At 64.6% G+C, this 24,354-nt stretch carries 27 protein-coding genes and 1 tRNA gene; 18 read left to right on the top strand and 10 right to left on the bottom strand.

What is annotated here, in order from left to right:
* Window positions 1–12 precede the first annotated feature (12 nt).
* A complete protein-coding gene (locus tag ABIC75_RS12795) occupies window positions 13–789 on the bottom strand; it encodes a ferredoxin--NADP reductase (RefSeq protein ID WP_354014237.1) in 777 nt (258 codons plus the stop codon).
* Window positions 790–1,175: 386 nt separating this feature from the next.
* Window positions 1,176–1,595 (bottom strand): hypothetical protein, encoded by a 420-nt coding sequence (locus ABIC75_RS12790; protein WP_354014236.1) that lies wholly within the window; start codon window positions 1,593–1,595, stop codon window positions 1,176–1,178.
* Window positions 1,596–1,733: 138 nt separating this feature from the next.
* On the opposite strand from ABIC75_RS12790, the gene dusA reads away from it, so the two are divergent.
* The 4 genes from dusA to ABIC75_RS12770 are packed head-to-tail and all read left to right on the top strand — an operon-like array spanning window position 1,734 to window position 5,233.
* On the top strand, window positions 1,734–2,738 hold the full coding sequence (gene dusA, locus ABIC75_RS12785) for a tRNA dihydrouridine(20/20a) synthase DusA (protein WP_354014235.1): 1,005 nt from the start codon (window positions 1,734–1,736) through the stop codon (window positions 2,736–2,738).
* On the top strand, window positions 2,735–3,157 hold the full coding sequence (locus tag ABIC75_RS12780) for a hypothetical protein (protein WP_354014234.1): 423 nt from the start codon (window positions 2,735–2,737) through the stop codon (window positions 3,155–3,157). Before dusA ends, ABIC75_RS12780 begins: the two co-directional genes overlap by 4 nt.
* Window positions 3,157–3,849, top strand: a complete 693-nt coding sequence (locus ABIC75_RS12775) for a response regulator transcription factor (protein WP_354014233.1) — start codon at window positions 3,157–3,159, stop codon at window positions 3,847–3,849. Before ABIC75_RS12780 ends, ABIC75_RS12775 begins: the two co-directional genes overlap by 1 nt.
* Window positions 3,815–5,233, top strand: a complete 1,419-nt coding sequence (locus tag ABIC75_RS12770) for an ATP-binding protein (RefSeq protein WP_354014232.1) — start codon at window positions 3,815–3,817, stop codon at window positions 5,231–5,233. Before ABIC75_RS12775 ends, ABIC75_RS12770 begins: the two co-directional genes overlap by 35 nt.
* A 9-nt stretch (window positions 5,234–5,242) precedes the next feature.
* Here the strand turns inward: ABIC75_RS12770 and ABIC75_RS12765 are convergent, their stop codons facing one another.
* Both ABIC75_RS12765 and ABIC75_RS12760 read right to left on the bottom strand, forming a co-directional pair.
* Complete coding sequence (locus ABIC75_RS12765) at window positions 5,243–6,010, bottom strand: zinc-dependent peptidase (RefSeq protein WP_354014231.1); 768 nt, start codon at window positions 6,008–6,010, stop codon at window positions 5,243–5,245.
* Between the two features lie 12 nt (window positions 6,011–6,022).
* Window positions 6,023–6,268 carry a hypothetical protein gene (locus ABIC75_RS12760; RefSeq protein WP_354014230.1) on the bottom strand — a complete coding sequence of 82 codons (246 nt, stop codon included), beginning with the start codon at window positions 6,266–6,268 and terminating at the stop codon, window positions 6,023–6,025.
* 301 nt (window positions 6,269–6,569) lie between these two features.
* Between ABIC75_RS12760 and ABIC75_RS12755 the strand changes: the two genes are divergently transcribed.
* From ABIC75_RS12755 to ABIC75_RS12715, 9 genes are all read left to right on the top strand, one after another.
* On the top strand, window positions 6,570–7,538 hold the full coding sequence (locus ABIC75_RS12755; RefSeq protein WP_354014229.1) for a biotin--[acetyl-CoA-carboxylase] ligase: 969 nt from the start codon (window positions 6,570–6,572) through the stop codon (window positions 7,536–7,538).
* Window positions 7,535–8,293 carry a type III pantothenate kinase gene (locus ABIC75_RS12750; protein ID WP_354014228.1) on the top strand — a complete coding sequence of 253 codons (759 nt, stop codon included), beginning with the start codon at window positions 7,535–7,537 and terminating at the stop codon, window positions 8,291–8,293. The genes ABIC75_RS12755 and ABIC75_RS12750 overlap by 4 nt, the downstream gene beginning before the upstream one ends.
* A gap of 41 nt (window positions 8,294–8,334) precedes the next feature.
* Window positions 8,335–9,075, top strand: a complete 741-nt coding sequence (locus tag ABIC75_RS12745; RefSeq protein WP_354014227.1) for an SPOR domain-containing protein — start codon at window positions 8,335–8,337, stop codon at window positions 9,073–9,075.
* Window positions 9,076–9,122: 47 nt separating this feature from the next.
* Window positions 9,123–9,198, top strand: a tRNA-Thr gene (locus tag ABIC75_RS12740).
* A 17-nt stretch (window positions 9,199–9,215) separates the two neighbouring features.
* Entirely contained in the window at window positions 9,216–9,596 is a 381-nt protein-coding gene (locus ABIC75_RS12735) for a rhodanese-like domain-containing protein (protein ID WP_354014226.1), read from the top strand.
* Between the two features lie 37 nt (window positions 9,597–9,633).
* Window positions 9,634–10,548: an arginase gene (rocF, locus tag ABIC75_RS12730; RefSeq protein WP_354014225.1), complete on the top strand. Its 915-nt coding sequence runs from the start codon at window positions 9,634–9,636 to the stop codon at window positions 10,546–10,548.
* 49 nt (window positions 10,549–10,597) lie between these two features.
* On the top strand, window positions 10,598–11,965 hold the full coding sequence (locus ABIC75_RS12725) for a tryptophan--tRNA ligase (protein WP_354014224.1): 1,368 nt from the start codon (window positions 10,598–10,600) through the stop codon (window positions 11,963–11,965).
* A 33-nt stretch (window positions 11,966–11,998) separates the two neighbouring features.
* Window positions 11,999–12,325, top strand: a complete 327-nt coding sequence (locus ABIC75_RS12720) for a hypothetical protein (protein ID WP_354014223.1) — start codon at window positions 11,999–12,001, stop codon at window positions 12,323–12,325.
* A gap of 15 nt (window positions 12,326–12,340) precedes the next feature.
* Window positions 12,341–12,982, top strand: coding sequence for a DUF6348 family protein (locus ABIC75_RS12715; RefSeq protein WP_354014222.1), 642 nt, complete (start codon window positions 12,341–12,343; stop codon window positions 12,980–12,982).
* Between the two features lie 23 nt (window positions 12,983–13,005).
* On the opposite strand, the gene ABIC75_RS12710 is transcribed toward ABIC75_RS12715, so the two are convergent.
* Complete coding sequence (locus tag ABIC75_RS12710) at window positions 13,006–13,389, bottom strand: VOC family protein (RefSeq protein ID WP_354014221.1); 384 nt, start codon at window positions 13,387–13,389, stop codon at window positions 13,006–13,008.
* Window positions 13,390–13,568: 179 nt separating this feature from the next.
* Here ABIC75_RS12710 and ABIC75_RS12705 point away from each other — a divergent pair, with 179 nt between their 5' ends.
* Complete coding sequence (locus ABIC75_RS12705) at window positions 13,569–13,973, top strand: globin domain-containing protein (protein WP_354014220.1); 405 nt, start codon at window positions 13,569–13,571, stop codon at window positions 13,971–13,973.
* Between the two features lie 62 nt (window positions 13,974–14,035).
* Here the strand turns inward: ABIC75_RS12705 and ABIC75_RS12700 are convergent, their stop codons facing one another.
* The 3 genes from ABIC75_RS12700 to pdhA all read right to left on the bottom strand — a co-directional run bounded on the left by ABIC75_RS12700 (window position 14,036) and on the right by pdhA (window position 17,606).
* Window positions 14,036–15,424, bottom strand: a complete 1,389-nt coding sequence (locus ABIC75_RS12700; RefSeq protein ID WP_354014219.1) for a dihydrolipoamide acetyltransferase family protein — start codon at window positions 15,422–15,424, stop codon at window positions 14,036–14,038.
* Between the two features lie 112 nt (window positions 15,425–15,536).
* Window positions 15,537–16,517: an alpha-ketoacid dehydrogenase subunit beta gene (locus ABIC75_RS12695; protein ID WP_354014218.1), complete on the bottom strand. Its 981-nt coding sequence runs from the start codon at window positions 16,515–16,517 to the stop codon at window positions 15,537–15,539.
* 3 nt (window positions 16,518–16,520) lie between these two features.
* Window positions 16,521–17,606, bottom strand: coding sequence for a pyruvate dehydrogenase (acetyl-transferring) E1 component subunit alpha (gene pdhA, locus ABIC75_RS12690; protein ID WP_354014217.1), 1,086 nt, complete (start codon window positions 17,604–17,606; stop codon window positions 16,521–16,523).
* Between the two features lie 236 nt (window positions 17,607–17,842).
* Here pdhA and ABIC75_RS12685 point away from each other — a divergent pair, with 236 nt between their 5' ends.
* From ABIC75_RS12685 to ABIC75_RS12675, 3 genes are all read left to right on the top strand, one after another.
* Window positions 17,843–18,691 carry a tryptophan 2,3-dioxygenase gene (locus ABIC75_RS12685; protein WP_354014216.1) on the top strand — a complete coding sequence of 283 codons (849 nt, stop codon included), beginning with the start codon at window positions 17,843–17,845 and terminating at the stop codon, window positions 18,689–18,691.
* A 187-nt stretch (window positions 18,692–18,878) separates the two neighbouring features.
* Entirely contained in the window at window positions 18,879–20,387 is a 1,509-nt protein-coding gene (locus tag ABIC75_RS12680) for a peptide MFS transporter (protein ID WP_354014215.1), read from the top strand.
* Window positions 20,388–20,513: 126 nt separating this feature from the next.
* Window positions 20,514–22,022, top strand: coding sequence for a peptide MFS transporter (locus ABIC75_RS12675; protein ID WP_354014214.1), 1,509 nt, complete (start codon window positions 20,514–20,516; stop codon window positions 22,020–22,022).
* A gap of 94 nt (window positions 22,023–22,116) precedes the next feature.
* On the opposite strand, the gene ABIC75_RS12670 is transcribed toward ABIC75_RS12675, so the two are convergent.
* The gene (locus ABIC75_RS12670) at window positions 22,117–22,605 is read right to left on the bottom strand and encodes a MarR family winged helix-turn-helix transcriptional regulator (protein ID WP_354014213.1); all 489 of its coding nucleotides are present in this window, start codon (window positions 22,603–22,605) and stop codon (window positions 22,117–22,119) included.
* A gap of 106 nt (window positions 22,606–22,711) precedes the next feature.
* Between ABIC75_RS12670 and hppD the strand changes: the two genes are divergently transcribed.
* On the top strand, window positions 22,712–23,785 hold the full coding sequence (gene hppD, locus ABIC75_RS12665; RefSeq protein WP_436407924.1) for a 4-hydroxyphenylpyruvate dioxygenase: 1,074 nt from the start codon (window positions 22,712–22,714) through the stop codon (window positions 23,783–23,785).
* A gap of 46 nt (window positions 23,786–23,831) precedes the next feature.
* Here the strand turns inward: hppD and ABIC75_RS12660 are convergent, their stop codons facing one another.
* Window positions 23,832–24,227 (bottom strand): DUF5362 domain-containing protein, encoded by a 396-nt coding sequence (locus ABIC75_RS12660; protein WP_354014212.1) that lies wholly within the window; start codon window positions 24,225–24,227, stop codon window positions 23,832–23,834.
* Window positions 24,228–24,354: the final 127 nt, after the last annotated feature.

Raw genomic sequence — 24,354 nt, 5'->3', positions numbered from 1 at the left:
TTGCGGAGTTTCTTACTTCTCGACGAACGCGCGCTCGATCACGTAGTCGCCCGGCTCGCGCGTGCGTGGCGATACCTGGAAGCCGCGTGCATCGAGCAGCGCGCAGGTGTCGTCCAGCATCGACGGGCTGCCGCACAGCATCACGCGGTCGGTGGCCGGATCGAGCGGCGGCAGGCCAATGGCTTGGCTCATGGCGCCATCGACGATGTTGTCGGTGATGCGGCCCTGGTTGCGGAACGCTTCGCGCGTGACCGTGGGGTAGTAGATCAACTTCTCGCGCACCAGTTCGCCGAGGTATTCGTGCTGCGGCAGCTCAGTTTCGAGATAGTCCTTGTAGGCAAGATCGTTGACGTTGCGCACGCCGTGCGCAATGACGATCTTCTCGTAGCGATCATAGGTTTCGGGGTCACGCACCAGGCTCATGAAGGGCGCCAGGCCCGTGCCCGTGCCCAGCAGGTACAGATGCTTGCCGGGCTTGAGGTCGTTGAGCACCAGCGTGCCGGTGGGCTTGCGGCTGACGATCAGCGGGTCACCGGGCTTGAGGTGTTGCAGGCGCGAAGTCAACGGGCCGTTGGGCACCTTGATGCTGAAGAACTCCAGGTGTTCCTCGTAATTCGCACTGGCGATGGAATACGCCCGCATCAACGGGCGGCCGTCCACTTCCAGGCCGATCATCACGAACTGTCCGCTGTCGAAGCGGAAGCCGGGATCGCGCGTGGTGCGGAAGCTGAAAAGACTGTCGTTCCAGTGGTGCACGTCGATCACGTGCTCCGTCGCCAATGCCACCATTGCCGGTTACCGTCCTAGGGATATCAGGGAAGCTGCGGGCAAGGCACCGACCATGCCGGTACCGGACTCGTGTGGGGAAGGCGAACCCGCTGCGCCTGACGAGTGCTGCCATAGGTGCAGCGAAGGGCGGCATTATGTCATGCCCTCGCCTCACGTTCATGGAAGGCGGGGCGCGCGGCGGCGGGCAATTCGTCACGGCCCCTTGCGGGCCGGGCGTTGTGCGTGGGGCATGCGGCGCGGGAGGCGCAGGGCTGCATGCTTGATGCAGCCCCAAAAAAGAACCCTCCCCGCAGCTAGGAGCTGCCTGGGAGGGTTTGGTCAACCGCGCCGACCGTCAGTTCGACGGGCCACGGCAAAGTGGGGCACGCGTTGTCCGGAGACTTACATCACAGATCGCAGCCGAACGAGGCGTAGGTCTGCTTGGCCATGTCGCTGGCCTGCTTGCACTGGGCGGCGAGGGCTTCCTTGCCGCCCGGCTGTGCGATGGCGGCCTTCCACTGCTGGGCCGAGGTGTTCATGGCCTGGTCGAACATGGCGCGCTGGGCTTCCGGCACCTTGCTGGCCAGGCAAGCCTTGACCTTGCTGATGTAGTCGTCGCATTCGGCAATGCCGATCTTGCCGTCGCCGGCATCGGCGGTCGCGGCAGGAGCTGCCTGCTCGGTGGCGGCCGGCGCTGCCGCGGTCGAGGCCGGAGCCGGCGTTGCGGCGGGCTGGTCGGTGTTCGGGGTGCTGTTGCTGCCGGTCTTGTCGCAGGCGGCCAGCGAGATCATCAGCAGCGCCGGCAGTAGGGTTTTCTTCAAATCCATGGGGGGAACTCGTCCTGGTAAATGGTTCCCCGCATGTTGGACATTCGTGGCCAGGGGTTCTGTAGGTCATGGCGCTTAGGAGGTGTAAGCACCTCGATTCGCGGCTTGTCGGCCCCGGCGAGCCGGTACAATGCCTTCATGTCGACCTCGATTTCCTCGCCGAAGCCGCCCATCGAAAAGAACGATTGGCGCCTCACCGTTGCCCCGATGATGGACTGGACGGACCGGCACTGCCGGTACTTCCATCGCCTGCTTTCGCCGCATGCGCGCCTGTATACCGAAATGGTGACCAGCGCCGCGCTCGTGCGCGGCAAGCAGCTGCGCCTACTCGAACATAGCCAGCAGGAACATCCGGTGGCCTTGCAGCTGGGCGGCAGCGAGCCGGCGGAACTGGCCATCGCCGCGCGCTACGGTGCTGAGGCGGGCTACGACGAGATTAACCTCAACGTGGGCTGTCCTTCCGACCGCGTGCAGTCCGGTCGCTTCGGCGCCTGCCTGATGCGCGAGCCCGCTCTGGTGGGCGATTGCGTGAAGGCCATGCGCGATGCGGTGGATGTGCCGGTCACAGTGAAGTGCCGTATCGGCGTGGACGACCAGGACGAATACGCCGATCTGCAGCATTTCACCGAAACCATGATCGCCGCCGGGGTCGAGGTGTTGGTGGTGCATGCCCGCAAGGCCTGGCTGCAGGGGCTGAGCCCCAAGGAAAACCGCGAGATTCCGCCGCTCGACTACGAGCGCGTGTATCGCCTCAAGCGCGAATTCCCTGAACTCGTGGTGGTGATCAATGGCGGCATCACCACCGTGGAACAGGTGCAGGCGCACCTGGAGCGGGTCGATGGCGTGATGCTGGGGCGCGCGGCCTATCACGACCCCTACGTCCTGGCCCGGGTCGAGGCCGCGCTCTACGGTGAGCCGATGCCGGAGCGTGACGACGTACTCCGTCGCATGCGCCCGTACATCGAGGCCGAATTGGCCCGGGGTACCGCGCTTAAGCACATCAGCCGCCATCTGCTGGGCCTGTACCAGGGCGAGCCCGGGGCGCGCGGTTTCCGCCGCCGATTGAGCGAGGGTGCCCATTTGCCGGGCGCCGACTGGGCGCTTATTGAGCAGGCCGTCGCGCAACCCCGGATTGCCGCGTGACCGTTCAGGTTCGTCCGGCCTATATTCAGCCGCGATTCCATAGTCTGAACGCCGATGGATACCGCTCCCCGCCGATACCCCCGGGCTTGTTCAACAAAATGAAGACGACCCTGCGCCCTCTGGCATGGCTGCTGGCACTGTCGACAGGCGCGAGCGCCTGGGCGGCCCAGTCCAGCGAGCCGTCCATGTCGCTGGAGCAGGCCGTCACCCAGGTCCAGCACGAAACCGGCGGCAAAGTGTTGTCCGCCAGTACCGTGCGGCGGGGCCGCAGTTCCTTCGAGCATCGCGTGAAAGTGCTCACGCCTACCGGGCACGTGCGCGTGGTGACTGTGACTACGGATGCCAGCAAAGGGCCGGCTTCCGGCGATCCGACCAAGAACCCGTCCAGTGACGGTGGAAGCAACAAGGAGAAACACTGATGCGCATTCTTTTGGTTGAGGACGAGGCTCCGCTGCGCGAGACCCTCGCCGCCCGCCTGAAGCGCGATGGTTTTGCCGTCGATGCGGCCCAGGACGGTGAAGAGGGCATGTACCTCGGACGCGAAGTGCCCTTCGATCTGGCCATCATCGACCTTGGCTTGCCCAAGATGTCGGGCATGGACCTGATCAAGTCGCTGCGTGAAGCCGGCCAGCGCTATCCCATCCTGATCCTCACCGCCCGTGGCGGCTGGCAGGACAAGGTGGAAGGCCTCAAGCACGGTGCCGACGACTACCTCGTCAAGCCGTTCCATGTCGAAGAACTGCTGGCGCGCATCAACGCGCTGGTGCGCCGCGCCAGCGGCTGGTCCAAGCCCGTGCTGGCCTGCGGCCCGATCAAGCTAGACACCACCGCGCAGACCGTGACGGTGGAAGGCAAGGCGGTGGACCTGACCAGCTACGAATACAAGGTGCTCGAATACCTGATGCTGCATGCCGGTGAGCTGGTCTCCAAGGCCGACCTCACCGAGCACATCTACCAGCAGGATTTCGATCGCGATTCCAACGTGCTGGAGGTCTTCATCGGCCGTCTGCGCAGGAAGCTCGACCCGGAAGGCAACCTCAAGCCCATCGAGACGGTACGTGGACGCGGATACCGCTTTGCCATCCCTCGCAGCGAAGCCGAAGACGAATGATCCGCCGCCGCCGCGCCGCCCGTTGTCACTGGCGGCGCGCGCGGCGTTGGCGACTGGCTTCGTGCTGGCTGCGTTCCTGGGCGTGGTCGGTCTTACGCTCACGCGCACCGCAGCCGACAGTTCGCTGAAGGGCCTGCAGGATCGTCTGCAGAATTTCGTCGTGGCCTACCTCGCCGGCACCGAAGTCGGTCGCTCCGGCAAGGTGCTGCTGCCCGATACGCCGCCTGACCCGAGCTTCTCGCGTCCGGGTTCGGGCCTCTATGCCGTGGCCATTGGTGACGGTGGCTTCAAATGGGAATCGCCCTCGGCCATCGGTCGCGATTTCGGCTTCCTGCATCCGCTGGCGCCGGGCGAAGGTGAGTTCGTTGGCCCCGTCGATACGCGCATGGGGCGGTTGTACTACTACATCTACGGCGTGGCGCTCGACACGTCCGAAAAGAAGTCGGTGCATCTCACCTTCATGGTGGCGCAGACCGAAGACCAGCTCGAAGGACGCAACGCGGTGTTCCGGCGCAGCCTGGTCTTCTGGCTCGCCTCGCTGGGCGTGATGCTCATCCTGCTACAGATGCTGTTGCTGCGCTGGAGTCTCACGCCATTGCGCAAGGTCGCCAACGAGATGTCGCGCGTGGAGCGCGGCGAGCGCGAGCACCTGGGCGATCAATATCCGCTCGAACTCACCGGCCTTACCGAACGCATCAATGCCTTCATCGACAGCGAGCGCGAGCAGCGCGTGCGCACGCGCAACACGCTGGCCGATCTTGCGCACAGCTTGAAGACGCCGTTGGCGGTGATCCGTTCCAGCCTGGAAAGCGCGATTGCCGAATCGGTGCTGCGTGATCCCGTGCTGGAACAGGTGCGCAAGATGGACGAACTGGTGGCTTACCAGTTGGCGCGCGCGGCAACATCGGGACGTCAGACGTTTGCCACCACGGCCATTCCCATCGCCGGCCACGCCGAAGATCTGGTGCAGAGCCTGGAAAAGGTCTACGCCGCGAAGAACGTGCTGTGCGAATTCGACATCGACGACAACGCCGCGTTCTACGGCGAGCAGGGCGACCTGCTCGAACTGATGGGCAACCTGCTGGAGAACGCCTTCAAGTGGGCGCGCCATCGCGTGCTGCTGGTGGTGAAGATGCGTCCTGTCGCGGGGCGGCAGCGGCCGGGCCTGTGGTTGAGCGTGGAAGACGATGGCCCGGGCATCGATGACGACAAGATCGAGACGGTGCTGCAACGTGGCGTGCGTGGCGATGAGCGCGTGCAAGGGCACGGCATCGGGCTTTCCATCGTGCAGGACATCATTCGCGCCTATGGCGGCGAGTTGGTGGTCGATCGTTCGCCGGAATTCAATGGCGCGCGCTTCAGCGTGAAGTTTCCGCCGGGCTGATTGAACCCATCACGCTGGTGCTGACGATGGCCCGTAGTAGGCCTCGAGCAATCCGGCCACCGTCGCGTCAGCACGACGCAATACCGACGGTTGCGACCAATGCAGTTCGCTCACGACGGCGAAGAATTCGTCGGGGCTTTCCGCGGCGTAGGGATCGATGAGCGTGTCGCGCCCGCGTGCCACGTCGTTCGACAGAAGGTCGAAGGCGCGCTGAAAGGCCACGATCCACTGGCGGCGCGGAATGCTCGGCGGTAGCGGAGGCACGCCATCAGGCGGGCCGTCGAGCATGTCGAGCTTGTGGGCGATCTCGTGCACCACGACGTTGTAGCCGTCCCATGGTTGCGCGAGGTCGAGCTGCACGTCGGCAAGCGAGAGCACGAGCGGGCCGTACTCCCACGCCTCGCCGATCAGGACGTCGTCGCCTTCGGTGACCACGCCGCTGCGATCATCGTGGTGACTGCGCTTGACGCGGAATTCGCCCGGATACACCAGGATGTCGCGCCACCCGCGCAAGGTGCGTGGACCCTGCCGCAGCACGGGCAGGCAGGCCTGCATGGCGATCAGGGCGCACGTTGCATCCGAGAGTTCGGCACCGGCCAGGGCGAGAAAACGCTTGCGCGCGAGGAACACGCCGACCAGGCGGCGCAGTTCGTTCTGGCGGGAGGCATCAAGGCGCTGCGCAAGCGGACAGCCATCCAGCGCGATGCGCCAGGGCTCTGCAGCAAGCGGGGGAGGGGTTACATAGGCGCGGAGGCGCCGCCACCAGGCAGCCGACACGAGTTGCCGTCGTTACTGGATGGAGCCCGGCAACAACGACTGCCAGCCGATGCGGTTCTGGCGGCTCCGCGGCGCGCGGGCCGGAGTCGTGGTCGGGCAGTTGTCACTGGATGAGGAAGAAGCCGGACTCGGGTTGCTGTTGGCTTCGCGCGACAGGCCAAGGGCATCGCCCCCACTGCCGCCCGCGCCGTCGTGGCTGCCGGAGCCACTGTCGACCGAGCGCTGCATGGCACCGAGATCCTGGGCGTCCGCGTCCATGGCCGATGCAGCACCAACGCTGCCGACGCATAGAACACAGCCAATCAAGAACTTCCCGACGCCCATGGCGGCTCAACCCCTTGATCCGCAATCCAAGAGCTGGATGCTGGCAGAAAAATCCCAGCGATACCAGTGCCTGCGAAACCCTCTCGCAAGGGTTGCGAGTCCCAGAAGTCATGGGACTTCGCCGACCGCGTGGCCTGCGATGCGCCATGCCGGCAGGCTAGAATCGATGGATGTCACGTCTCCTGGCCACATCTCTTTTCCTCCTTGCGCGCCCAGCACTCCGGAGCCAGGCGTAATGCAGGCGCAGGAGCTGCTGGTGGCGCTGGCGGATGGCGGCATGGTGTCGGGTGCCCAGTTGGCCGAGCGTACGGGCGTCACCCGCGCCGCCATCTGGAAGCAGATCGAGGCCCTGCGCGCACGCGGCGTGCCGGTGGAGTCGCGCGGAACGGCGGGCTATTGCCTGCCCTGGCCCGTCCAGTTGCTGGACGTCGCCACCGTGCGCGCCTCGTTGCCTGCCGACGTGCGCAAGCGCCTGGGCATGCTGGAGCTCCACTGGGAGATCGACTCGACCTCAAGTGAGATCCAACGCCGGCAGTCCGATCTCCCAGATCTGAGCATGGTGCTGGCGGAAACCCAGACCGCAGGGCGCGGCCGGCGCGGCCGGCAATGGCTGTCGCCACCGGGGCTCAACGTCTATCTGTCTTGCCTCAAGCGCTTCGATGGGGGTTTTGCCGCGCTGTCCGGGCTTTCGCTGGCGGTGGGTGTGATCGTGATGCGCACGCTGGCCTCGCTGGGCATCAATGGCGCAGGGCTGAAATGGCCCAACGACGTGCTGAGCGACGGCGGCAAGCTCGCCGGCATCCTGGTCGAGCTTGGCGGTGAATATCAGGGACCTTGCGCGGCCATCATCGGTGTGGGTTTGAACGTGCGGCTCACCGCGGCGCTGCGCGAGCAGGCCGGCCAGCCAGTGAATGATCTGGCCACGCTTGCCGGCAAGGCGCCGGACCGCAACCGCGTGACCGCCGCCCTGGTCGCCGCCCTGGCGGAAGGCCTGGACCAGTTCGAGCGCGAGGGTTTTGCGGCTTTCGTCGATGAGTACGCAGGCTACGACCTGTTGTGCGGCAAGCCGCTGCACGTGCAGGGCGCGCTGGGCACGCTGGAAGGCACGGGCGCCGGTGTGGATGCGCGCGGTGCCTTGCTGCTGCAGGCCGGCGACGGCATGCATCGCATCGACAGCGCCGACGTGACGGTGCGTCGCGCATGAGGCTCTTGCTCGATCTCGGCAATACGCGCCTGAAATGGGCGCTGCGCGAGGGTGCGCACTGGAGCGAGCAGGGCGCCGTGGCGTGGAACGACGAGGTCGCGCTGGTACTGCACGAAGCGTGGCGACACCTGCCGATACCACGCGACGTATTCGGTGCGTCCGTCGTGGACAGCGCGCGCGAAGCGCAGATCGCCGCCGTGGTATCGACCTGCTTCGACCGGCCGGCCACATGGTTGCGCACGCCGGCGCAAGCCTGTGGCGTGCGCAACGCCTATCCCGAACCGGGCCGCCTGGGCGTGGACCGTTTCCTCGGCATGGTGGCCGCCCGTGCCGAAGGCCTCGCGCCCTGCGTGCTGGCGGGTGTCGGTACGGCACTGACGCTCGATGCGCTCGACGTCAACGGAAATCACCTGGGCGGCTTGATCGCGCCGGGCCCTCAGCTAATGCAGCAGTCGCTGCTGGGCGCGACGGTGCGCGTGCTGGTCGACCGCCCGGGCAAGGTATTGGAAGCGGCAGACAATACGCCGGACGCCGTTGCCTCCGGCTGCTGGCAGGCGGCCGCTGCGCTGGTCGAGCGTTTCGTGTCGCATATGTCCGGGCCGTTGGGTGGTGCGCCGCAGTTGATCCTTGGCGGCGGCGACGCAGAATCGCTGGCGCCGTTGATTGCCCATCCGTCGCGGCTCAGCCAGGACAGCGTGCTGCGTGGATTGTCCGTGTGGTCCGACGCACATTCACCCGTTGAGCAGGCTCTCTAAAATGCCTGCTCTTTCGCCGCCGATGGCCTGACGGATCGCCGATGTTCCTGCGCCTGCTCTTTGTCCTGCTGATCGCACTCAATATCGCGGTAGGCGCATGGCTGCTGCTTGGCCAGGACGACGTGCACGGTCGCGCCGCCACCGATGCCGGCGTGCCGGAACTGCATCTGTTGAGCGAACGTCCGCCGGCGCCGTCCAGCGCGCCAGCACCGGCAACGCCAGCGACATCCATGGCCGCCGCCACGCCAACGAGCCCGGCATCCAGCGCGGCGCCCGTGGCCCAGGCGCCAGTACCAGTACCGGCGCTTCCGTCGCCGCCATCGCGACCGAACACCTATACATGCATGGCGCTGGGCCCCTTCGCCACGCAGACTGACATGCGCAACGCACGCGCCGCACTCAGCAGCCAGGCAGCGCGCATGCGCCAGCGCCAGGAGCAGACCACGCAGACCACCGGTTGGTGGGTCTATCTGCCGGGCGGCGGCACTCGCGACAAGGCTCTGGAACTCGGTCGCCGCCTCGCTGCAGCAAACGTGGGCGAATACTTCATCGTCAGCTCGGGCGACCAGTCCAACACCATCTCGCTGGGCCTGTTCAAGGACCCCGCCAATGCGCGTCGCCGCCGCGAACAGGTGGTGGCCGCCGGCTTCCCCGCGCAGATGAGCGAGCGCACCGAAAGCGTGGCCGAGTACTGGCTGGACGTGGTGATTGCCGACAACGGCCACGCCGACTGGCGCAACCGCGTGCGTGGCGTCGGTTCCCACAGCACCGGCTGCTTCTGACGGCCTTTGGCGTTGGCCCATAGGGGCCTGTTAGACTTCACCTCTTCGCCGGCATAGCTCAGTTGGTAGAGCAACTGATTTGTAATCAGTAGGTCGCGGGTTCGACTCCTGCTGCCGGCACCAAATCGAGGGTTTCCCGCATGCTCAAGGGCCTCCTGGCCGCACTGCTGATGCTGGCGGGCATGTGTTCCGCCACGGCGGCGGACGCGCCGCTGGACGCCGGGCAACTGCTGCAGCGCCAGCAGGCCGGGCAGGCACCAGTGCTGCTCGACGTGCGGGGCGCTGACGAGTACCGCGATGGCCACATTGCCGGTGCGCTCAATATTCCCGTGGATCAATTGGCCTCGCGTGCCGGCGTGCTCGGTGTCCCGCGTGACAGCGAGATCGTGGTGTATTGCGTCTCCGGGAAGCGTGCCGCGAAGGCGCAGGAAACGCTTTCATCGCTCGGCTACACCCATGTGCGGCTGCTGGACGGCAGCCTCGATACATGGCGGCAACGTCATCTGCCTCTGGCACACTAAGACGACTCGTATTCCGGTTTTGACACTGCAGGTTTTCATGGTCAACAAGGCACTCTCCCTGATCGGCGTTCCCACCGATATCGGTGCGGGGCATCGCGGCGCTTCGATGGGTCCGGAAGCCCTGCGCGTGGCCAACCTCGCCGCACGGCTCACCAAGCGTGGCCTGGACGTGGTCGATCGCGGCAACCTGCAGGGTCCGCTCAACCCCTGGCAGCCGCCGGTGAACGGTTATCGCCACCTGCCCGAAGTGGTGGCGTGGAACCAGTCGGTGCACGAAGCCATCCATGCCGAACTTGCCGATGGCCGGCTGCCGATCATGCTGGGCGGCGACCATTGCCTGGCCATCGGTTCGATCAGCGCCGTCGCGCGCCATTGCCGCGAGACCGGCAAGACGCTTCGCGTGCTGTGGCTGGATGCGCATGCCGACTTCAACACTGCCGATGCCACGCCTTCGGGCAACATCCACGGCATGCCGGTGGCCTGCCTATGCGGCAACGGTCCGAAGGAACTGATCGAGATGGGCGGCCATGTGCCGGCCGCGTCGGCCGCGGCGTTCCGCCAGATCGGCATCCGTTCGGTGGACGAAGGCGAAAAGCGCCTCGTGCGCGAATCGCAGGTGAGCATCTTCGACATGCGCCACATCGACGAAGTGGGCATGAAGCGCACGATGGAAGAAGCGCTGGCCGGCGTGGATGAGAACACGCACCTGCACATCAGCTTCGACGTGGATTTCCTCGACCCCAGCATTGCGCCCGGTGTAGGCACCACGGTGCGCGGCGGCCCGAATTACCGCGAGGCGCAGCTGTGCATGGAGATGATTGCCGACACCGGCCGCGTCGGTTCGCTGGACATCGTGGAACTCAATCCCGCCTTCGACAAGAAGAACCAGACGGCGCGCCTTGCGGTGGATCTTGTCGAATCGCTGTTCGGCAAATCCACGCTGATCCGCTGAAGCGACTCCGATTGAATCGGCAACAACAACGATACGAAGAAGCGAGACCATGAAGACCCGCGTACTCACCGGCATCACCACCACCGGCACGCCGCACCTTGGCAACTACGTCGGCGCGATCCGCCCGGCCGTTGCGGCGAGCAAGCGCGACGACGTGGATGCGTTCTATTTCATGGCCGACTATCACGCGCTGATCAAGAGCGACGATCCGGCGCGCATCGAACGTTCGCGCCTGGAAATCGCCGCCACGTGGCTGGCCGCGGGTCTCGATCCGCAGAAGGTCACCTTCTATCGCCAGTCCGATATTCCGGAAATTCCGGAGCTCACCTGGTTCCTCACCTGCGTCACCGCCAAGGGCCTGCTCAATCGCGCCCATGCGTACAAGGCGGCGGTGGACAAGAACACCGAAACGGGCGAAGACGCGGATGCCGGCATCACCGCCGGCCTCTACATGTATCCGGTGCTGATGGCTGCCGACATCCTCGCGTTCAACGCGAACAAGGTGCCGGTGGGGCGCGACCAGATCCAGCATATCGAGATGGCGCGCGATATCGCGCAGCGCTTCAACCACATTTACGGACGCGAATTCTTCGCGCTGCCGGAAGTGGTGATCGAGGAGCAGGTGGCCACGCTGCCGGGTCTCGATGGCCGCAAGATGTCCAAGAGTTACGACAACACCATCCCGCTGTTCGCCGGTGGCCAGAAGCATCTGCGCGATTCCATCATGCGCATCGTCACCGACTCGCGCCTGCCGGGCGAAGCGAAGGACCCGGACAGCTCCTCGCTGTTCACCATTTTCCGCGCATTCGCCAGCGAAGCCGAATCCACTGCGTTCCGCCAGGCTCTGGTCGACGGCATCGGCTGGGGTGAAGCCAAGCAGGTGTTGTTCGAGCGCCTGGAAGTGGACGTGGCGCCGATGCGCGAAAGCTACGACGCACTGATCGCGCGTCCCGCGGTGATCGAGGAGATCCTGGAGGAAGGCGCCAAGAAGGCGCGCGCCATCGCCGCACCGAAGATCGCCGAGCTGCGCGATGCGATCGGCCTGCGCTCGGGCGTGTCGGTGGCGCCGCAGGCCAACGGCGCGAAGGCGCCAGCGTCAAAGGGCGGCAAATCAGCGCGCTTCGCCAGTTTCCGCGATGCCGATGGTAGTTTTCGCTTCCGGCTGTTTTCCGCTGACGGGGAAGAGTTGCTGCTGTCGCGTTCGTTCGCCGATCCCAAGGCCGCCGGTGTCATGCAAAAGCGCATCAAGGAACTGGGCAGCCTGTCTGCCGTGGTCCAGGTGCAGCCGCAGGCGCTGGTGCTCGAGATCGATGGTGAACAAGTGGGTGCCACGCCGGACTACGACGGCGAGCAGGCACGCGATGAAGCGCTCACCCGTTTGCGCGGCGCGCTCGATCAACTGGCCGCGCAGGAATAAAGCGCGCTTGGCCCTCGTGGAGTGAATTGACGCATGCGTTACCTGGCCATCCTGTTGCTCGCGCCGTGGCTGCTGATCCTGGGTTGGGCGTTCTGGTCCTATCCCAAGAACCTGCCGCGCACTCGCCTGCGCCGTTACTTCGACGTGGCGGCCTTGCTGCTCGCCGCCTTCGCTGCCGTGGAATGCGCGAGCACGGCCTTCGATACGGCGACGGTTCCCACGGTGGGCCAGTACGGTCCGTCCAGCGGCGCCATCTGGCAGCAGGTGCTGCCGGCGCTTTACGGCTATGGCGCCTGCGTGGTGGTGTTGGTGCTGGCGCTGATCGTGCGCCAGCTGGTGTGGCGCCCGCACGCGCGCTGAAGACAGGAAACGACGATGCAAGACACCGATCTCCAGCGTTACCTCCTGCGCCTGTTCGAACGCCATGACGTCGAGCTGGAGCCGGATGAAGAGTGGCTGATGACCGACGGCGATTTTCCCGCCGTGCGCGCCAGCTGGTTCGACGGCGCAGCGGGTGAGCCCGGACGCCTGGACGTCGACGTGGTGCTGAGCGAAGACCGTCACATCGAGGAAAGCTTTGCCGGCATCGGCGGCGGTGAAGCCGGTTGCCTCGATGCCTTGCGCGCGTTCGAGCACGGCGTGTTCCATGTGCTGCTGGCAGCGTGCTGGTACGTCACCGACGATCGCCGCATGCAGCTGCACAGCTGGGACTTCGGCATTCGTACCTGGGATGTCTTCGTGGGTCCGTGGCTCTCGAGCAAGGACGGCATCGAACCGCCTGCCGAATTGATGTCGCAGCTTCGGGCCGCCCTGCAGAACGAGTCGTTGAATCCGGAACTGCATTGGGTGCGGCTGTTCTACCGACGTGCCGACGACGGCACCGTCACGGCCGAGGCGCTGCTGGACAACGCCGCCTGGCCCGCGGGTGATCGCCTGCTGGCGTCGTTGACCTGGCCTGCCGCCGAGGCAGGCTACAGCGTGCGCGGATTCGTTGCGCTCGATATTCGCGACTATTGAAGCGGTCGCCGTAGCGTCGCCCGTCATTCCCAACGATTAAGGTGAGGGCCGAAGCGTTCGCGCTGCGGACGAACCACGCAGAAGCGGTGGCCGCTGGGCGCCTGCATGACCCACCAGCGATCGTGCATATGGCTCACGCGTGTGGCGCCGAGTTTTTCCAATCGCTGCACTTCGGCTTCGAGGTCGTCCGATTCGATATCCAGGTGCACGCGGCTGTCGTGCGCCACGCGCTGCAAGAGGATGATGGGCTCGTCGTCCGCCGTGGCCAGCCTGGCGTATTTGCCGTCGCCGTCCTCATCCAGCGTCACGATGGATTTGCCCAGCGCATGACTCCAGAAGGTGGCGGCGCCGGCAAGGTCGTCGGTCTCGCAATCGATCACGATGGTGCACAGTCGGCTGTGATGCATGGCAATCATCCACTGGCAGGTGTCACCCGATCGTAGTGCGTGGCCAGGTGGATGCGCCGTCAACGCAGGAGGCCTGCGGCAGGTCGTGTCCTTGCGGCGACATGGCAGGGCAGGGAGGCCGCTGCTGCGTGTTAGCGTGCCAACGCTTCGGACGACTCTCGTCCATGGTCGAGGCATGCATGAGCGACACCTTCGATGATCTGCAGACCAGTTATGGCCGCTGCCTGCAGCACGGGAAATTCATCGCCCGCTTCTACGAGATATTCATGGCCAGCCATCCGGATGTCCCGGAGCTGTTCAAGGACACCGACTTCAGCAAGCAGCACGTCGCATTGCGACGTGGCATCAGCGCGGCCATCGCGCATGCGGGCGGCAGCACGCTGACCAAGCGCACCATGGAACAGATGGCGTGTGCGCACAGTCGCGGCGGTCGCGCGCCCGTGCCGCCAGCGCTTTATCCGTACTGGACGCAGAGCCTGCTGGTGGCAATACGCGAGCACGATCCCGAGTTCGATGTTGCGTTGGAACAGCGCTGGCGCAAGGCACTCGATCACACGATGGCGCATTTCATCAGCCACTATTGACGTCGTCATGCAGCAAAAAAAGCCCCGGCATGGCCGGGGCTCTTCTTCAACGCTTACTGCATTCAGTTCGGCAGCGACAAATCGTCCAGCAGCGCCTTGAGGAAGCGCGCGGCTTCGCCGCCGGTGGCAGCGCGATGGTCGAAGGTGATGGAGATCGGCATGCGGCGATGCACTTCGATGCCGCCCATCACGGCCACCACGTCGTGGCTCAGCTTGCCCGCGCCGACGATGGCGACGCACGGCGGCACGACGACCGGCGTAGCGTAGCGACCGGCGAACATGCCGAAGTTCGACAGGCTGATGGTGTAGCCCGAGAGTTCCGAGGCCGGAATCGTGCGGTCTTCCACCGACGTACGCAGGCGCTTGATGGCGGCGCGGATGCCGGCGCCGTCAAGCACGTCGGCGTTGCGCAGCGCGGGCACGAACAGACCTTCCTCGGTGTCTACGGCAATGCCGATGTCCACGTGCGGATGCAGCGTGCGGGTGAGGTTCTTGCCGTCGAACCAGGCGTTGAGCGCCGGCACGGTCTTGCATGCCACCACGATCGAACGGATGAGACGTGCGGTGATGTCCTGCTTGCCGATCCATGCGTGCAGATCGGCGTCGTCCATCAGCGTGGTCGGCACCACGTTGGCGTGGGCGTCGGCCATCACGCGCGCCATGTTGCGACGCACGCCCTTGAGCTGTTCCGGCTGGCCGCTGGCCTGCACGCTCGGCGGCGCGGTGCGCACCGGCTTGCCGGCGAGCGAAGTGGCGGTGCGCGGAGCTTCCGGCTCCGGCAGCGGCGGGGCGAGGTGGCGACCGGCGGACGCGGGCACGCTGCTGCGAGCCGGCGCGGCGCCGAGCGCAGCGCTGCCGTTCGCGGCGGCGTTCTTCACGTCCTGCATGGTCACCACGCCGTCGGCGCCCGAGGGCTGCACGCGGGTGAGGTCGACCTTGAGCTTCTTGGCCAGCGCGCGCACGGCCGGCACGGCCTTCACGCCGCCGACGCTGGAAGCCTGCTCCACGTGCACGTGGCTGCCGGAGACCATGGCGCCGACGACGGTGCCTTCGTCTTCGCGCTCGGATTTGCCGTTGCCGCTGTCGATCTCGCCGCCTTCATCGGAGGCGACGACCTTCTTGGGTTCGGCGGCAGCACTGCCGGCGCCCTTCTTCGGGCCGTGGTGGTGGCCGGTGGCCTCGGCTTCGGCACGCTGCTTGGCGTTCGGGTCGGGCTCGAATTCGGCGAGCGCCGAACCGGTCTCGATGATGTCGCCCGCGGCGCCGTGCAGCTTGGTCACCTTGCCGGTGTACGGCGAAGGCACGTCGACGACGGCCTTGGCCGTTTCCATCGAGCACAGCGGTGCGTCGAGCTTGATGGTGTCGCCTTCCTTCACGTGCCACTCGACGATGGTAGCGTCGGGCAGGCCTTCGCCGAGGTCGGGCAGGTAGAAAGTCTTGATGTCGGCCATGTTGATTCTCGCGAATTTGTTTGGTCGTCATCCCCGCGAAGGCGGGGATCCAGTGTCTTGATTCGAGGCGCTGGGTTCCCGCCTTCGCGGGAACGACGAGCGCGGAAAGATTTTAGCTGTTTGCCAGCGCGCGCTTGGCGGCTTCCACCACACGCTCGGCGCTCGGCATGTACTTCATTTCCAGGCGGAACAGCGGGATGTGCGTGTCGTAGCCGCTGACGCGTTCGACCGGCGCCAGCAGGTCGTACATGCATTCCTCGGCGAGGCGCGCGGCGATTTCGGCGCCGAAACCCGCGGTTTTCGGGGCTTCGTGCACGATCACACAGCGGCCGGTCTTCTGCACCGATTCGGCGATGGTGTCGAAGTCCAGCGGGGTCAGCGTGGCCACGTCGATGACTTCGGCGCTGATGCCTTCCTCGGCGAGCGCGTCGGCCGCTTCCAGCGCTTCCTTCACCTGCGCGCCCCACGAGACCAGGGTGACGTCGGTGCCGTCGCGCAGCACGAAGCACACGTCCAGCGGCAGCGCCTCGCCATCATCGGGCACTTCTTCCTTGTACTGGCGGTAGATGCGCTTGGGCTCGAAGAACATCACCGGATCCGGATCGCGGATGGCGGCGAGCAGCAAGCCGTAGGCACGCGCCGGCGACGACGGCATCACCACGCGCAGGCCCGGGATATTGGTGAACAGGTGCTCGTTCGCTTCGGAGTGGTGCTCCGGTGCGCGAATGCCACCGCCCCACGGTGCGCGCCACACGGCCGGCACGGTGATGCGGCCGCGCGTACGGTTGCGCATGCGGGCGGCGTGGCAGGCGATCTGCTCCATCATCGGATAGATGAAGCCTTCGAACTGCGCTTCGGCGACGGGCTTCATGCCCTGGGCGGCGAGGCCCACGGTGACGCCAGCAATGGTGGTTTCATCCAGCGGCGTGTCGAGCACGCGCAGTTCGCCGAACTTTTCCTGCAGGCCCTGGGTGGCGCGGAACACGCCACCGTTGACGCCGACGTCTTCGCCCAGCACCACGACGCTGTCGTCGTGCGCCATTTCATAGGCGAGTGCCTGGGTAACGGCTTCGATAAGGGTGATCTGTGCCATGACTTAATGGGCCTTCTTGTCGAGCTGGATGGCGAGATCGCGCTGCTTGGCGAGATCGGCGGGCACTTCGGCGAAGGTGTAGTCGAACATCGCCGTGACGGGCTGCGTCTTGGTCTCGAGGTAAGCGTTCACCTCGTTGTCCATCCAGTCGTCGCACTCCGCCTTCCAGGCCTCTTCCTTGGCGTCGTCCCACACGCCCTTGGCCACCAGCCAGTTGCGCAGGCGCTTCATCGGCTCCTTCGCCCAGGCGTCCTTCACTTCCTGCTCGCCGCGGTAACGGCGTGCGTCGTCGGCGGTGGTGTGGTCGGAGAGGCGGTAGGTCACCGCCTCGATCACGCTGCCGCCCTGGCCGTTGCGTGCACGGTCCAGCGCGTCTTCCATCGCCTTGCGCACGGCGATGATGTCGTTGCCGTCCACCTGGATAGAGAACAGGCCAGCCGCAATGCCCTTCTGCGCCAGCGTCGGCGCGCCGGACTGGATCTTGCGCGGCACCGAAATGGCCCACTGGTTGTTCACGATCACCGCCACCATCGGCAGGTTCTGTGCGCCGGTGATGTTGATGGCGCCGTAGAAGTCGCCCTTGGACGAACCGCCGTCACCGATGGTGCACACGGCCACGCGCTTTTCGTTGCGGATCTTGAACGCCAGCGCGGAACCGGCGGCATGCAGGCACTGCGTGGCGATCGGCACCGACCACGCGAAATCGTGGCGTGCCGGTTCTTTCTGGTAATCGTTGCCGCGCTCGTCGCCGCCCCAGTACATGTACACCTCGCGCGGCTGCACGCCGCGGTACAGCTGTGCGCCGTATTCGCGATAGCTGGGCGCGAGCACGTCTTCGGGCTTCATGGCGCTGCCGATGCCCACATGCGCCGCTTCGTGTCCCAGGCAGCTGGCATAGGTGCCGAGCTTGCCGGTGCGCTGCAGGGCGACGGACTTCGCGTCGAACACGCGGGTCGACAGCATCAGCTTGTACAGCTCGACCATGTGGTTGAGGTCTTTGGCGAATTCAGGCAGGTCGTCACGAACCTGCTTACCTTCAGCATCGAGATACTGGAGGTATTCGATTTCAAACTTGGCGGCGATAGACACGACTCGCTCCCGGAGTGAGTAATGAGAAAGTGGGGTGCCGGGGCAGCGGCGGCCCATCCAGTGGGGCCGGCGGCGCGACTAAGAGCCTGTTCGAACTGGCTCTTACGCCCTGAGCAAGACGGAAATGATTACAGGCGGGCATGTTGCGCTGCAAGGCACGGTGCAGCATGCGCACTGGTACGGCGATGGTCTTCACACCGGGTAACATGCGGGTTTTCCCCGCTTCCCGGACTGACATGACCGAGAACCAGCGCGACCTCGAGGCCGGCATCGAACTCGACCTGAACGGCCGGCTGACCTATGGCGGCTACCTGCGCCTGGACCAGTTGCTTACCGCCCAGCAGCCGCTGAGCGACCCGCCGCATCACGATGAAATGCTTTTCATCACCCAGCATCAGGTGGCGGAGCTGTGGATGAAGCTGATCATTCACGAGCTGAAAGCGGCATTGGTGCATCTGCGCCGCGATGAGATCGATCCATGCCTGAAGATATTGGCGCGCGTGAAGCAGGTGCAGCGCCAGCTGTTCGAGCAGTGGGCGGTGCTGGAAACGCTGACGCCGGCCGAATACCTGGAATTCCGTGGCGTGCTGGGTGCCTCGTCGGGCTTCCAGTCGCTGCAATACCGGCAGATCGAATTCCTGCTCGGCAACAAGAATGCGCAGATGCTGGCCGTGTTTGCGTACGATCCTGCGGCGCAGGCCACGCTGCGCGAGGTGCTGGAAGCGCCGAGCCTCTACGACGAATTCCTCTGCCATCTCGCGCGCCGCGGGCACGATGTGCCGGCCGAGTTGACGCAACGCGACTGGTCCCAGCCTTACCGACGGCATGATGGTTTGCTGCCCGTGCTCAAGCGCATTTACGAAAACCGTTCGACCTTCTGGCCCGAGTACCACATGTGCGAGCAGCTCGTGGATGTGGAGGAGAGTTTCCAGCTTTGGCGTTTCCGCCATATGAAAACCGTGGAGCGGATCATCGGACATCGCCGCGGCACCGGTGGTTCCTCCGGCGTGGCGTTCCTCAAGAAAGCGCTCGACCTGGAGTTTTTCCCGGAATTGCTGGATGTAAGGACAGAGTTGGGGACGTAACGCACCGTCATTCCCGCGAAAGCGGGAATCCAGCGCCTTTCGATGTTCAGTCTGAGTGGAAAAGCTAAAGTCACTGGATTCCCGCTTTCGCGGGAATGACGGTGAGGAGAGTCTGGAAAGTTGCCGACCAACACGTATTCAAAAAATTTCGCTGGCGTTCGCGCCATTTGTTTGCAAAGGGGCATGCATGAGCAACACCACTGAAACCGCGCGCGCGCCGGTGCCTGATTTTCCGCAGACGCTGGGGCATCCGCGCCCGCTGTGGATGTTGTTCATGACGGAGTTCTGGGAGCGCTTCGCGTTCTACAGCGTGAGCTGGGCTCTGGCGTTGTACATCGTGGCCCATTTCTATCACGGCGATTCGTCGGGCGAAGCGTGGGCTAGCAAAATTTACGGAGCTTATACGGCGCTGATCTACGCCACGAGCATTTTCGGCGGCTACGTGGCGGACAAGGTCATCGGTTATCAGCGCTCGATCCTGATCGGCGCGCTCGTGATGGCGGTTGGCTTGTTTGTGGTGATGTTGCCGAGCAAGGAGTTGTTCCTGTTCGGCCTGGCCATGGTCGTGGTGGGCAATGGCCTGTTCAAGCCGAATATCTCGTCGATGGTCGGCCAGCTGTATGGCCCGAAGGACGAACGCCGCGATCGCGGTTTCACGCTGTTCTACATGGGCATCAATGGCGGTGCGCTGCTGGCGCCGCTGCTGACGGGCTGGCTGGCCAGCTATTTCACCGATACGCCGACGCAGGAGAACTACCGCATCGTGTTCGGTGCTGCTGGCGTGGGCATGGTGTTGAGCCTGCTGTGGTTCTGGTTTGGTCGTCGCGGCCTGCACAGCGTGGGTCGTCCGGCGCCGGAAGCGGCCAGTCGCACGCGCGTGATCTGGGTGTTGCTGGGCGTGGCCGTGGCGGTACCGCTGGTGTATCTGCTGTTGGCCTTCATCGGCGCGAATGGCCTGCAGTGGTTGCTGAGCCTGCTGTTCGTGGGCGTGGCTGCGATGCTCATCGTCGAGGCAGTGCGGCATGACCGCGTGCAGCTGCATCGCGTGATCGCGATGCTCATCATCTTTGCCTTCAACATCCTGTTCTGGATGTTCTACTTCCAGCTCGGTACGTCGTTCAATTTCCTGGCGGCCAACATGGTCGACCGCCAGATGTTCGGTGGCTGGGAATTTCCCGTGGGCTGGTTCCAGTCGGTGAGTCCGCTGGCGATCATCGTGCTGGCGCCGCTGGTGACGCAGGTATGGTCGTTGCTGGCACGTCGCCACAGGGAACCGTCGATTCCGCGCAAGTTTGGCCTTGGCCTGGTGTTCAACGGTTTGGGTTTCACGGCGCTGATGTACGCGCTCACGTATTCGGTCGACAGCCATGGCTTGATCCCGTTCTGGCCGTTGACGGCCTGCTATGTGCTGCAGACCATCGGCGAGCTGTGCCTGTCGCCGATCGGCCTGTCGATGGTGACCAAGCTGGCGCCGCCGCGACTGGTGGGTGTGGCGATGGGCGGGTGGTTCCTGTCGATGGCAGTGGGTGGCAACCTGTCTGGACTGCTCGCCGGTCGCATCAGCGGCGAAAGCGGCATGACGGCGGCGTCTGCGCTGGCGGGTTTCACTTTCAGTTTCTGGTTGCTGGCCGGCGCAGGCGTGTTGCTGTTGCTGATTTCGCCCTTGATCAACCGGCTGATGCACGGCATACGTTGAGCTGCGTTGTGGAACTGGGAATGGTGCGGTGCATTTGACGAGCCTTGTGGCGGCCGGTTACATGTCCGGATTCGCAAAAACTTTCGACCGGCACGCGAGTGCCTCACCGACCTTCCCGGGGTTTGCATGAGCGAGACGACCACCGCCACCGCATCGACGGCGCCTGATTACCCGCAGACCATGGGGCATCCGCGTCCGTTGTGGATGCTCTTCATGACGGAATTCTGGGAGCGCTTCGCGTTCTACGGCATGCGCTGGGCGCTGACGCTGTACATCGTGGCGGAGTTCTTCCACGGCGATCCGTCCGGACAGGGCTTTGCCAGCCGCACCTATGGCGCCTACCTGGCGCTGGTCTACGCCGCGGCGGTGTTTGGCGGCTACGTGGCCGACCGCATCATCGGCTACCAGCGCTCCATCCTGGTCGGCGCGGTGGTGATGTCGGCAGGCCTGTTCATGATCATGTTGCCGAACGAGCAGATCTTCCTGCTCGGGCTTTCCACCGTGATCGTGGGCAACGGCTTGTTCAAGCCCAACATTTCCTCGATGGTGGGACAGCTCTACGGCGTGAGCGACGCACGCCGCGACCGTGGCTTCACGCTGTTCTACATGGGCATCAATGCGGGCGCGTTGGTGTCGCCGCTGGTGACGGGCTGGATGGCCAGCTATTTCACCGACACGCCGATGCAGCAGAACTACAAGCTCGTATTCCTGGCATCGGGCATCGGCATGCTGATCAGCCTGGTGTGGTTCTGGATCGGACGCCGGCAGCTCAAGGGCGTGGGTCGCCCGGCGCCGGATCAGGCCAACCGCATGCGCGTGGTCTATGTGCTGATCGGCTGCGTGCTGGCCATCCCACTGGTCTACCTGGTGATGGCCAAGGCCGGCGCCATCGTGCTGCAGTGGATGCTGAGCGTGCTGTTCGTGGGCCTTTCGTTGCTGCTGCTGGTGGAAGGCTTTCGCGAGGGCAAGGTGCAGCGCAATCGCGTGATCGCGATGCTGATCATCTTCGTCTTCAACGTGCTGTTCTGGATGTTCTACGAACAGGCCGGCAGCTCGTTCAACTTCCTCGCGCAGAACATCGTGGATCGCCAGATGTTCGGCGGCTGGGAATTCCCGGTGGGCTGGTTCCAGTCGGTGGCGCCGCTGTCGCTGGTGTTGCTTGCGCCGTTCGTGTCGCTGGCCTGGGGCTGGCTGGACAAGCACAACATGGAGCCTTCGATTCCGCGCAAGTTCGGCCTGGGCCTGCTGGGCAATGCGGTCGCTTTCGTGGTGCTGATGTATGCGCTCTCCAGCCTCGTGGACAGCCGTAACCTCATCCCGTTCTGGCCGCTGGTGCTGGTGTACGTGCTGCAGACACTGGGCGAGCTGTGCCTGTCGCCGATCGGCCTGTCGATGGTGACCAAGCTCGCGCCGGTGCGCCTGGTGGGTTTCGCGATGGGCGGCTGGTTCCTCTCCACCGGCATTGGCAACAACCTGTCAGGCATTTTCGCTGGCCACGTGAGCGGCAAGACCGGCATGACCGTCGCCTCGGCGCTCAGCGGTTTCACTTTCAGCTTCTGGCTGCTGACTGGGGCGGGCGCGCTGTTGTTCCTGATAGCGCCGCTGATCAACCGGCTGATGCACGGCGTGAAATAGAGCGGGAGTGAGTGGCGAGGAGTGAGAAGTGAGAGAAAAGCGCCAGCCTGGCCAGCTCGCTCTCACTTCTCACTCCTCTTCCCTCACTACTGCTTCACTTCGGCTCGATCGCCTGAAGCTTGTCCAGGATGCGCAACAGCCAGGTGCGTTCCTCGTCGTCCAGCTTGGACAGCAGGTTGCGCTCGTGCTCGCGGGCCATGGGCGCCACCACTTCGTGGATGGCCCAGCCGGCTTCGCTCAGGCCCAGCACGGAGCGGCGCTTGTCACCATCGTGGATGGCGCGGGTGACCCAGCCGGTTTCCACCAGTTTGGCCAGGGCGCGGCTCACGGCCACCTTGTCCATCAGGGTGCGCTCGGCTACTTCGCGCGCCGACAGGCCCTCGAAACGGGCCAGCACGGCCATCACGCGCCACTCGGTCATGCTCAGGTCGAATCGACGCTGATAATCGTCGGCAATGGCCTGGCTGACCGCATTGGACAGGATGGAAAGCCGGTAAGGCAGGAAATTTTCCAGCTCCAGCGGTGCGTGATCGGGGTGGTGTTCGTCGGGCACTGCTGCGGCGCTCCTTGCAAATGGTTTCATATGTAACTATAACGCGAGGATTATGAGGATGGTCGCACGCTTAGGCATGGGCCATCGAGCACCGTTCCACCAGGAGAATCCCGTGAGCGCCCAGCCCAATCTTGGCATGCAGGTCACCACCTTCGAAAACCCCATGGGCATCAACGGATTCGAGTTCGTCGAATTCGCCGCCCCCGCGGGCCGCGGCCACGAGCTGCACACCCTGTTCAAGCACATGGGCTTCAGCGCCGTGCTCAAGCACAAGTCGCGTCCCATCACGGTCTACCGCCAGGGCGGCGTGAATCTGCTGGTGAACGAAGACCCCGAATCCTATGCCGCGGAATTCGCCCAGGCCCACGGCCCGTGCGCGGCCGGTTTCGCCATCCGCTTCCAGAAGCCGGCGAAGGACGTGTTCGACGTGGTGCTCGGCAACGGCGGCGAAGCGGTGAGCGAGAAGGCCCAGGCTACCAAGGCCGTGCAGGCGCCGGCCGTGAAGGGCATTGGCGATTGCGTGCTGTACCTGGTCGACCGCTACGGCGACAACGGCAGCATCTACGACGGCGACTACGAGCCGATCGCCGGCGCCGACCAGAACCCGAAGGGTTTCGGTCTCACCTTCATCGACCACCTCACGCACAACCTCTACTTCGGCAACATGCAGAAGTGGTCCGACTACTACGAGCGCCTGTTCAACTTCCGCGAGATCCGCTACTTCGACATCAAGGGTGCGAAGACGGGCCTAGTGTCCAAGGCCATGACCGCACCGGACGGCATCGTGCGCATTCCGCTCAACGAGTCGAGCGATCCGAAGTCGCAGATCAACGAGTACCTCGATGCGTACCACGGCGAAGGCATCCAGCACATCGCGCTGTTCACCGACAACATCTACGACACGGTGGAAGCGATGCGCGCGCAGGGCGTGCAGTTCCTCGACACGCCGGACACGTATTTCGACGTGATCGACATGCGCATTCCCAACCATGGCGAAGACGTACCGCGCCTGGCCAGGAACAAGATCCTCATCGATGCCGACCCGGAGACCAAGCAGCGCAAGCTGCTGCAGATCTTCACGCAGAACAACATCGGGCCGATCTTCTTCGAGATCATCCAGCGCAAGGGCAACGAGGGGTTCGGCGAAGGCAACTTCCAGGCGTTGTTCGAATCGATCGAGCGCGACCAGATGAAGCGCGGCTTCCTGTGAGACATCGCATGGTGGCCGCCGCAGGACGGCCACCATGCATGACGGATCAATGCGGGAACGTGCCGTTCTTCATCATCGCGGCGAACATCGCGCCAAAGAAGACGATGTACAGCACGAAACAGGCGATGCCGACCAGGTACAGCACTCCCTGGATGATGAAGTAGGTGCGAAGGCGGGCGAGGGATTCCTTCAACGCGGTGGAATCGCCGCTCATCTGGGCTCGTTCGATGGCGTTGGAGGCTTGCATCAGGAGCACACCGGTCCAGATGGGCAGCCAGGCGACGACGATGCCGACGATGGTGATGGCGGTAACGGCGCCCTGGATGATGAACATGATGCCCACGAACTTCATCCAACCCTTGCCCGAGGCAAGCGGTTGGCTGAGATCCTGGATGGAGTGATTCGCCGTGGCTTGGCCCAGCGAGGAGAACGAGTCGGACATGCGGTTTCCTTGTGATGTCGTTGCAGTAGAGAACAACGCCTCTTCCATCGAGTGAGGCGGCCAACAGTCGTTCGGCAAGAGTAATAGGATCGCGGGGGTCGTGTATGTCCCCGCCTCTTGGGCAGAT

Origin of the sequence: Dyella japonica (genome assembly GCF_040545895.1) — a bacterium.
GTDB classification, from domain to species: domain Bacteria; phylum Pseudomonadota; class Gammaproteobacteria; order Xanthomonadales; family Rhodanobacteraceae; genus Dyella; species Dyella japonica_D.
Note: the sequence above shows the minus strand (reverse complement) of the source record. Positions and strands in the feature narration are given on the sequence as shown.

Coding starts and splice junctions, on each gene's coding strand:
- ABIC75_RS12720 (WP_354014223.1), top strand. CDS start 11,999: ATGCGTTACCTGGCCATCCTGTTGCTCGCGCCGTGGCTGCTGATCCTG.
- ABIC75_RS12750 (WP_354014228.1), top strand. CDS start 7,535: ATGAGGCTCTTGCTCGATCTCGGCAATACGCGCCTGAAATGGGCGCTG.
- ABIC75_RS12795 (WP_354014237.1), bottom strand. CDS start 789: ATGGTGGCATTGGCGACGGAGCACGTGATCGACGTGCACCACTGGAAC.
- ABIC75_RS12755 (WP_354014229.1), top strand. CDS start 6,570: ATGCAGGCGCAGGAGCTGCTGGTGGCGCTGGCGGATGGCGGCATGGTG.
- ABIC75_RS12745 (WP_354014227.1), top strand. CDS start 8,335: ATGTTCCTGCGCCTGCTCTTTGTCCTGCTGATCGCACTCAATATCGCG.
- ABIC75_RS12760 (WP_354014230.1), bottom strand. CDS start 6,268: ATGGACGCGGACGCCCAGGATCTCGGTGCCATGCAGCGCTCGGTCGAC.
- ABIC75_RS12710 (WP_354014221.1), bottom strand. CDS start 13,389: ATGCATCACAGCCGACTGTGCACCATCGTGATCGATTGCGAGACCGAC.
- hppD (WP_436407924.1), top strand. CDS start 22,712: ATGCAGGTCACCACCTTCGAAAACCCCATGGGCATCAACGGATTCGAG.
- ABIC75_RS12790 (WP_354014236.1), bottom strand. CDS start 1,595: ATGGATTTGAAGAAAACCCTACTGCCGGCGCTGCTGATGATCTCGCTG.
- dusA (WP_354014235.1), top strand. CDS start 1,734: ATGTCGACCTCGATTTCCTCGCCGAAGCCGCCCATCGAAAAGAACGAT.
- ABIC75_RS12735 (WP_354014226.1), top strand. CDS start 9,216: ATGCTCAAGGGCCTCCTGGCCGCACTGCTGATGCTGGCGGGCATGTGT.
- ABIC75_RS12700 (WP_354014219.1), bottom strand. CDS start 15,424: ATGGCCGACATCAAGACTTTCTACCTGCCCGACCTCGGCGAAGGCCTG.
- ABIC75_RS12775 (WP_354014233.1), top strand. CDS start 3,157: ATGCGCATTCTTTTGGTTGAGGACGAGGCTCCGCTGCGCGAGACCCTC.
- ABIC75_RS12670 (WP_354014213.1), bottom strand. CDS start 22,605: ATGAAACCATTTGCAAGGAGCGCCGCAGCAGTGCCCGACGAACACCAC.
- ABIC75_RS12715 (WP_354014222.1), top strand. CDS start 12,341: ATGCAAGACACCGATCTCCAGCGTTACCTCCTGCGCCTGTTCGAACGC.
- ABIC75_RS12675 (WP_354014214.1), top strand. CDS start 20,514: ATGAGCGAGACGACCACCGCCACCGCATCGACGGCGCCTGATTACCCG.
- ABIC75_RS12695 (WP_354014218.1), bottom strand. CDS start 16,517: ATGGCACAGATCACCCTTATCGAAGCCGTTACCCAGGCACTCGCCTAT.
- ABIC75_RS12660 (WP_354014212.1), bottom strand. CDS start 24,227: ATGTCCGACTCGTTCTCCTCGCTGGGCCAAGCCACGGCGAATCACTCC.
- rocF (WP_354014225.1), top strand. CDS start 9,634: ATGGTCAACAAGGCACTCTCCCTGATCGGCGTTCCCACCGATATCGGT.
- ABIC75_RS12685 (WP_354014216.1), top strand. CDS start 17,843: ATGACCGAGAACCAGCGCGACCTCGAGGCCGGCATCGAACTCGACCTG.
- ABIC75_RS12725 (WP_354014224.1), top strand. CDS start 10,598: ATGAAGACCCGCGTACTCACCGGCATCACCACCACCGGCACGCCGCAC.
- ABIC75_RS12705 (WP_354014220.1), top strand. CDS start 13,569: ATGAGCGACACCTTCGATGATCTGCAGACCAGTTATGGCCGCTGCCTG.
- ABIC75_RS12680 (WP_354014215.1), top strand. CDS start 18,879: ATGAGCAACACCACTGAAACCGCGCGCGCGCCGGTGCCTGATTTTCCG.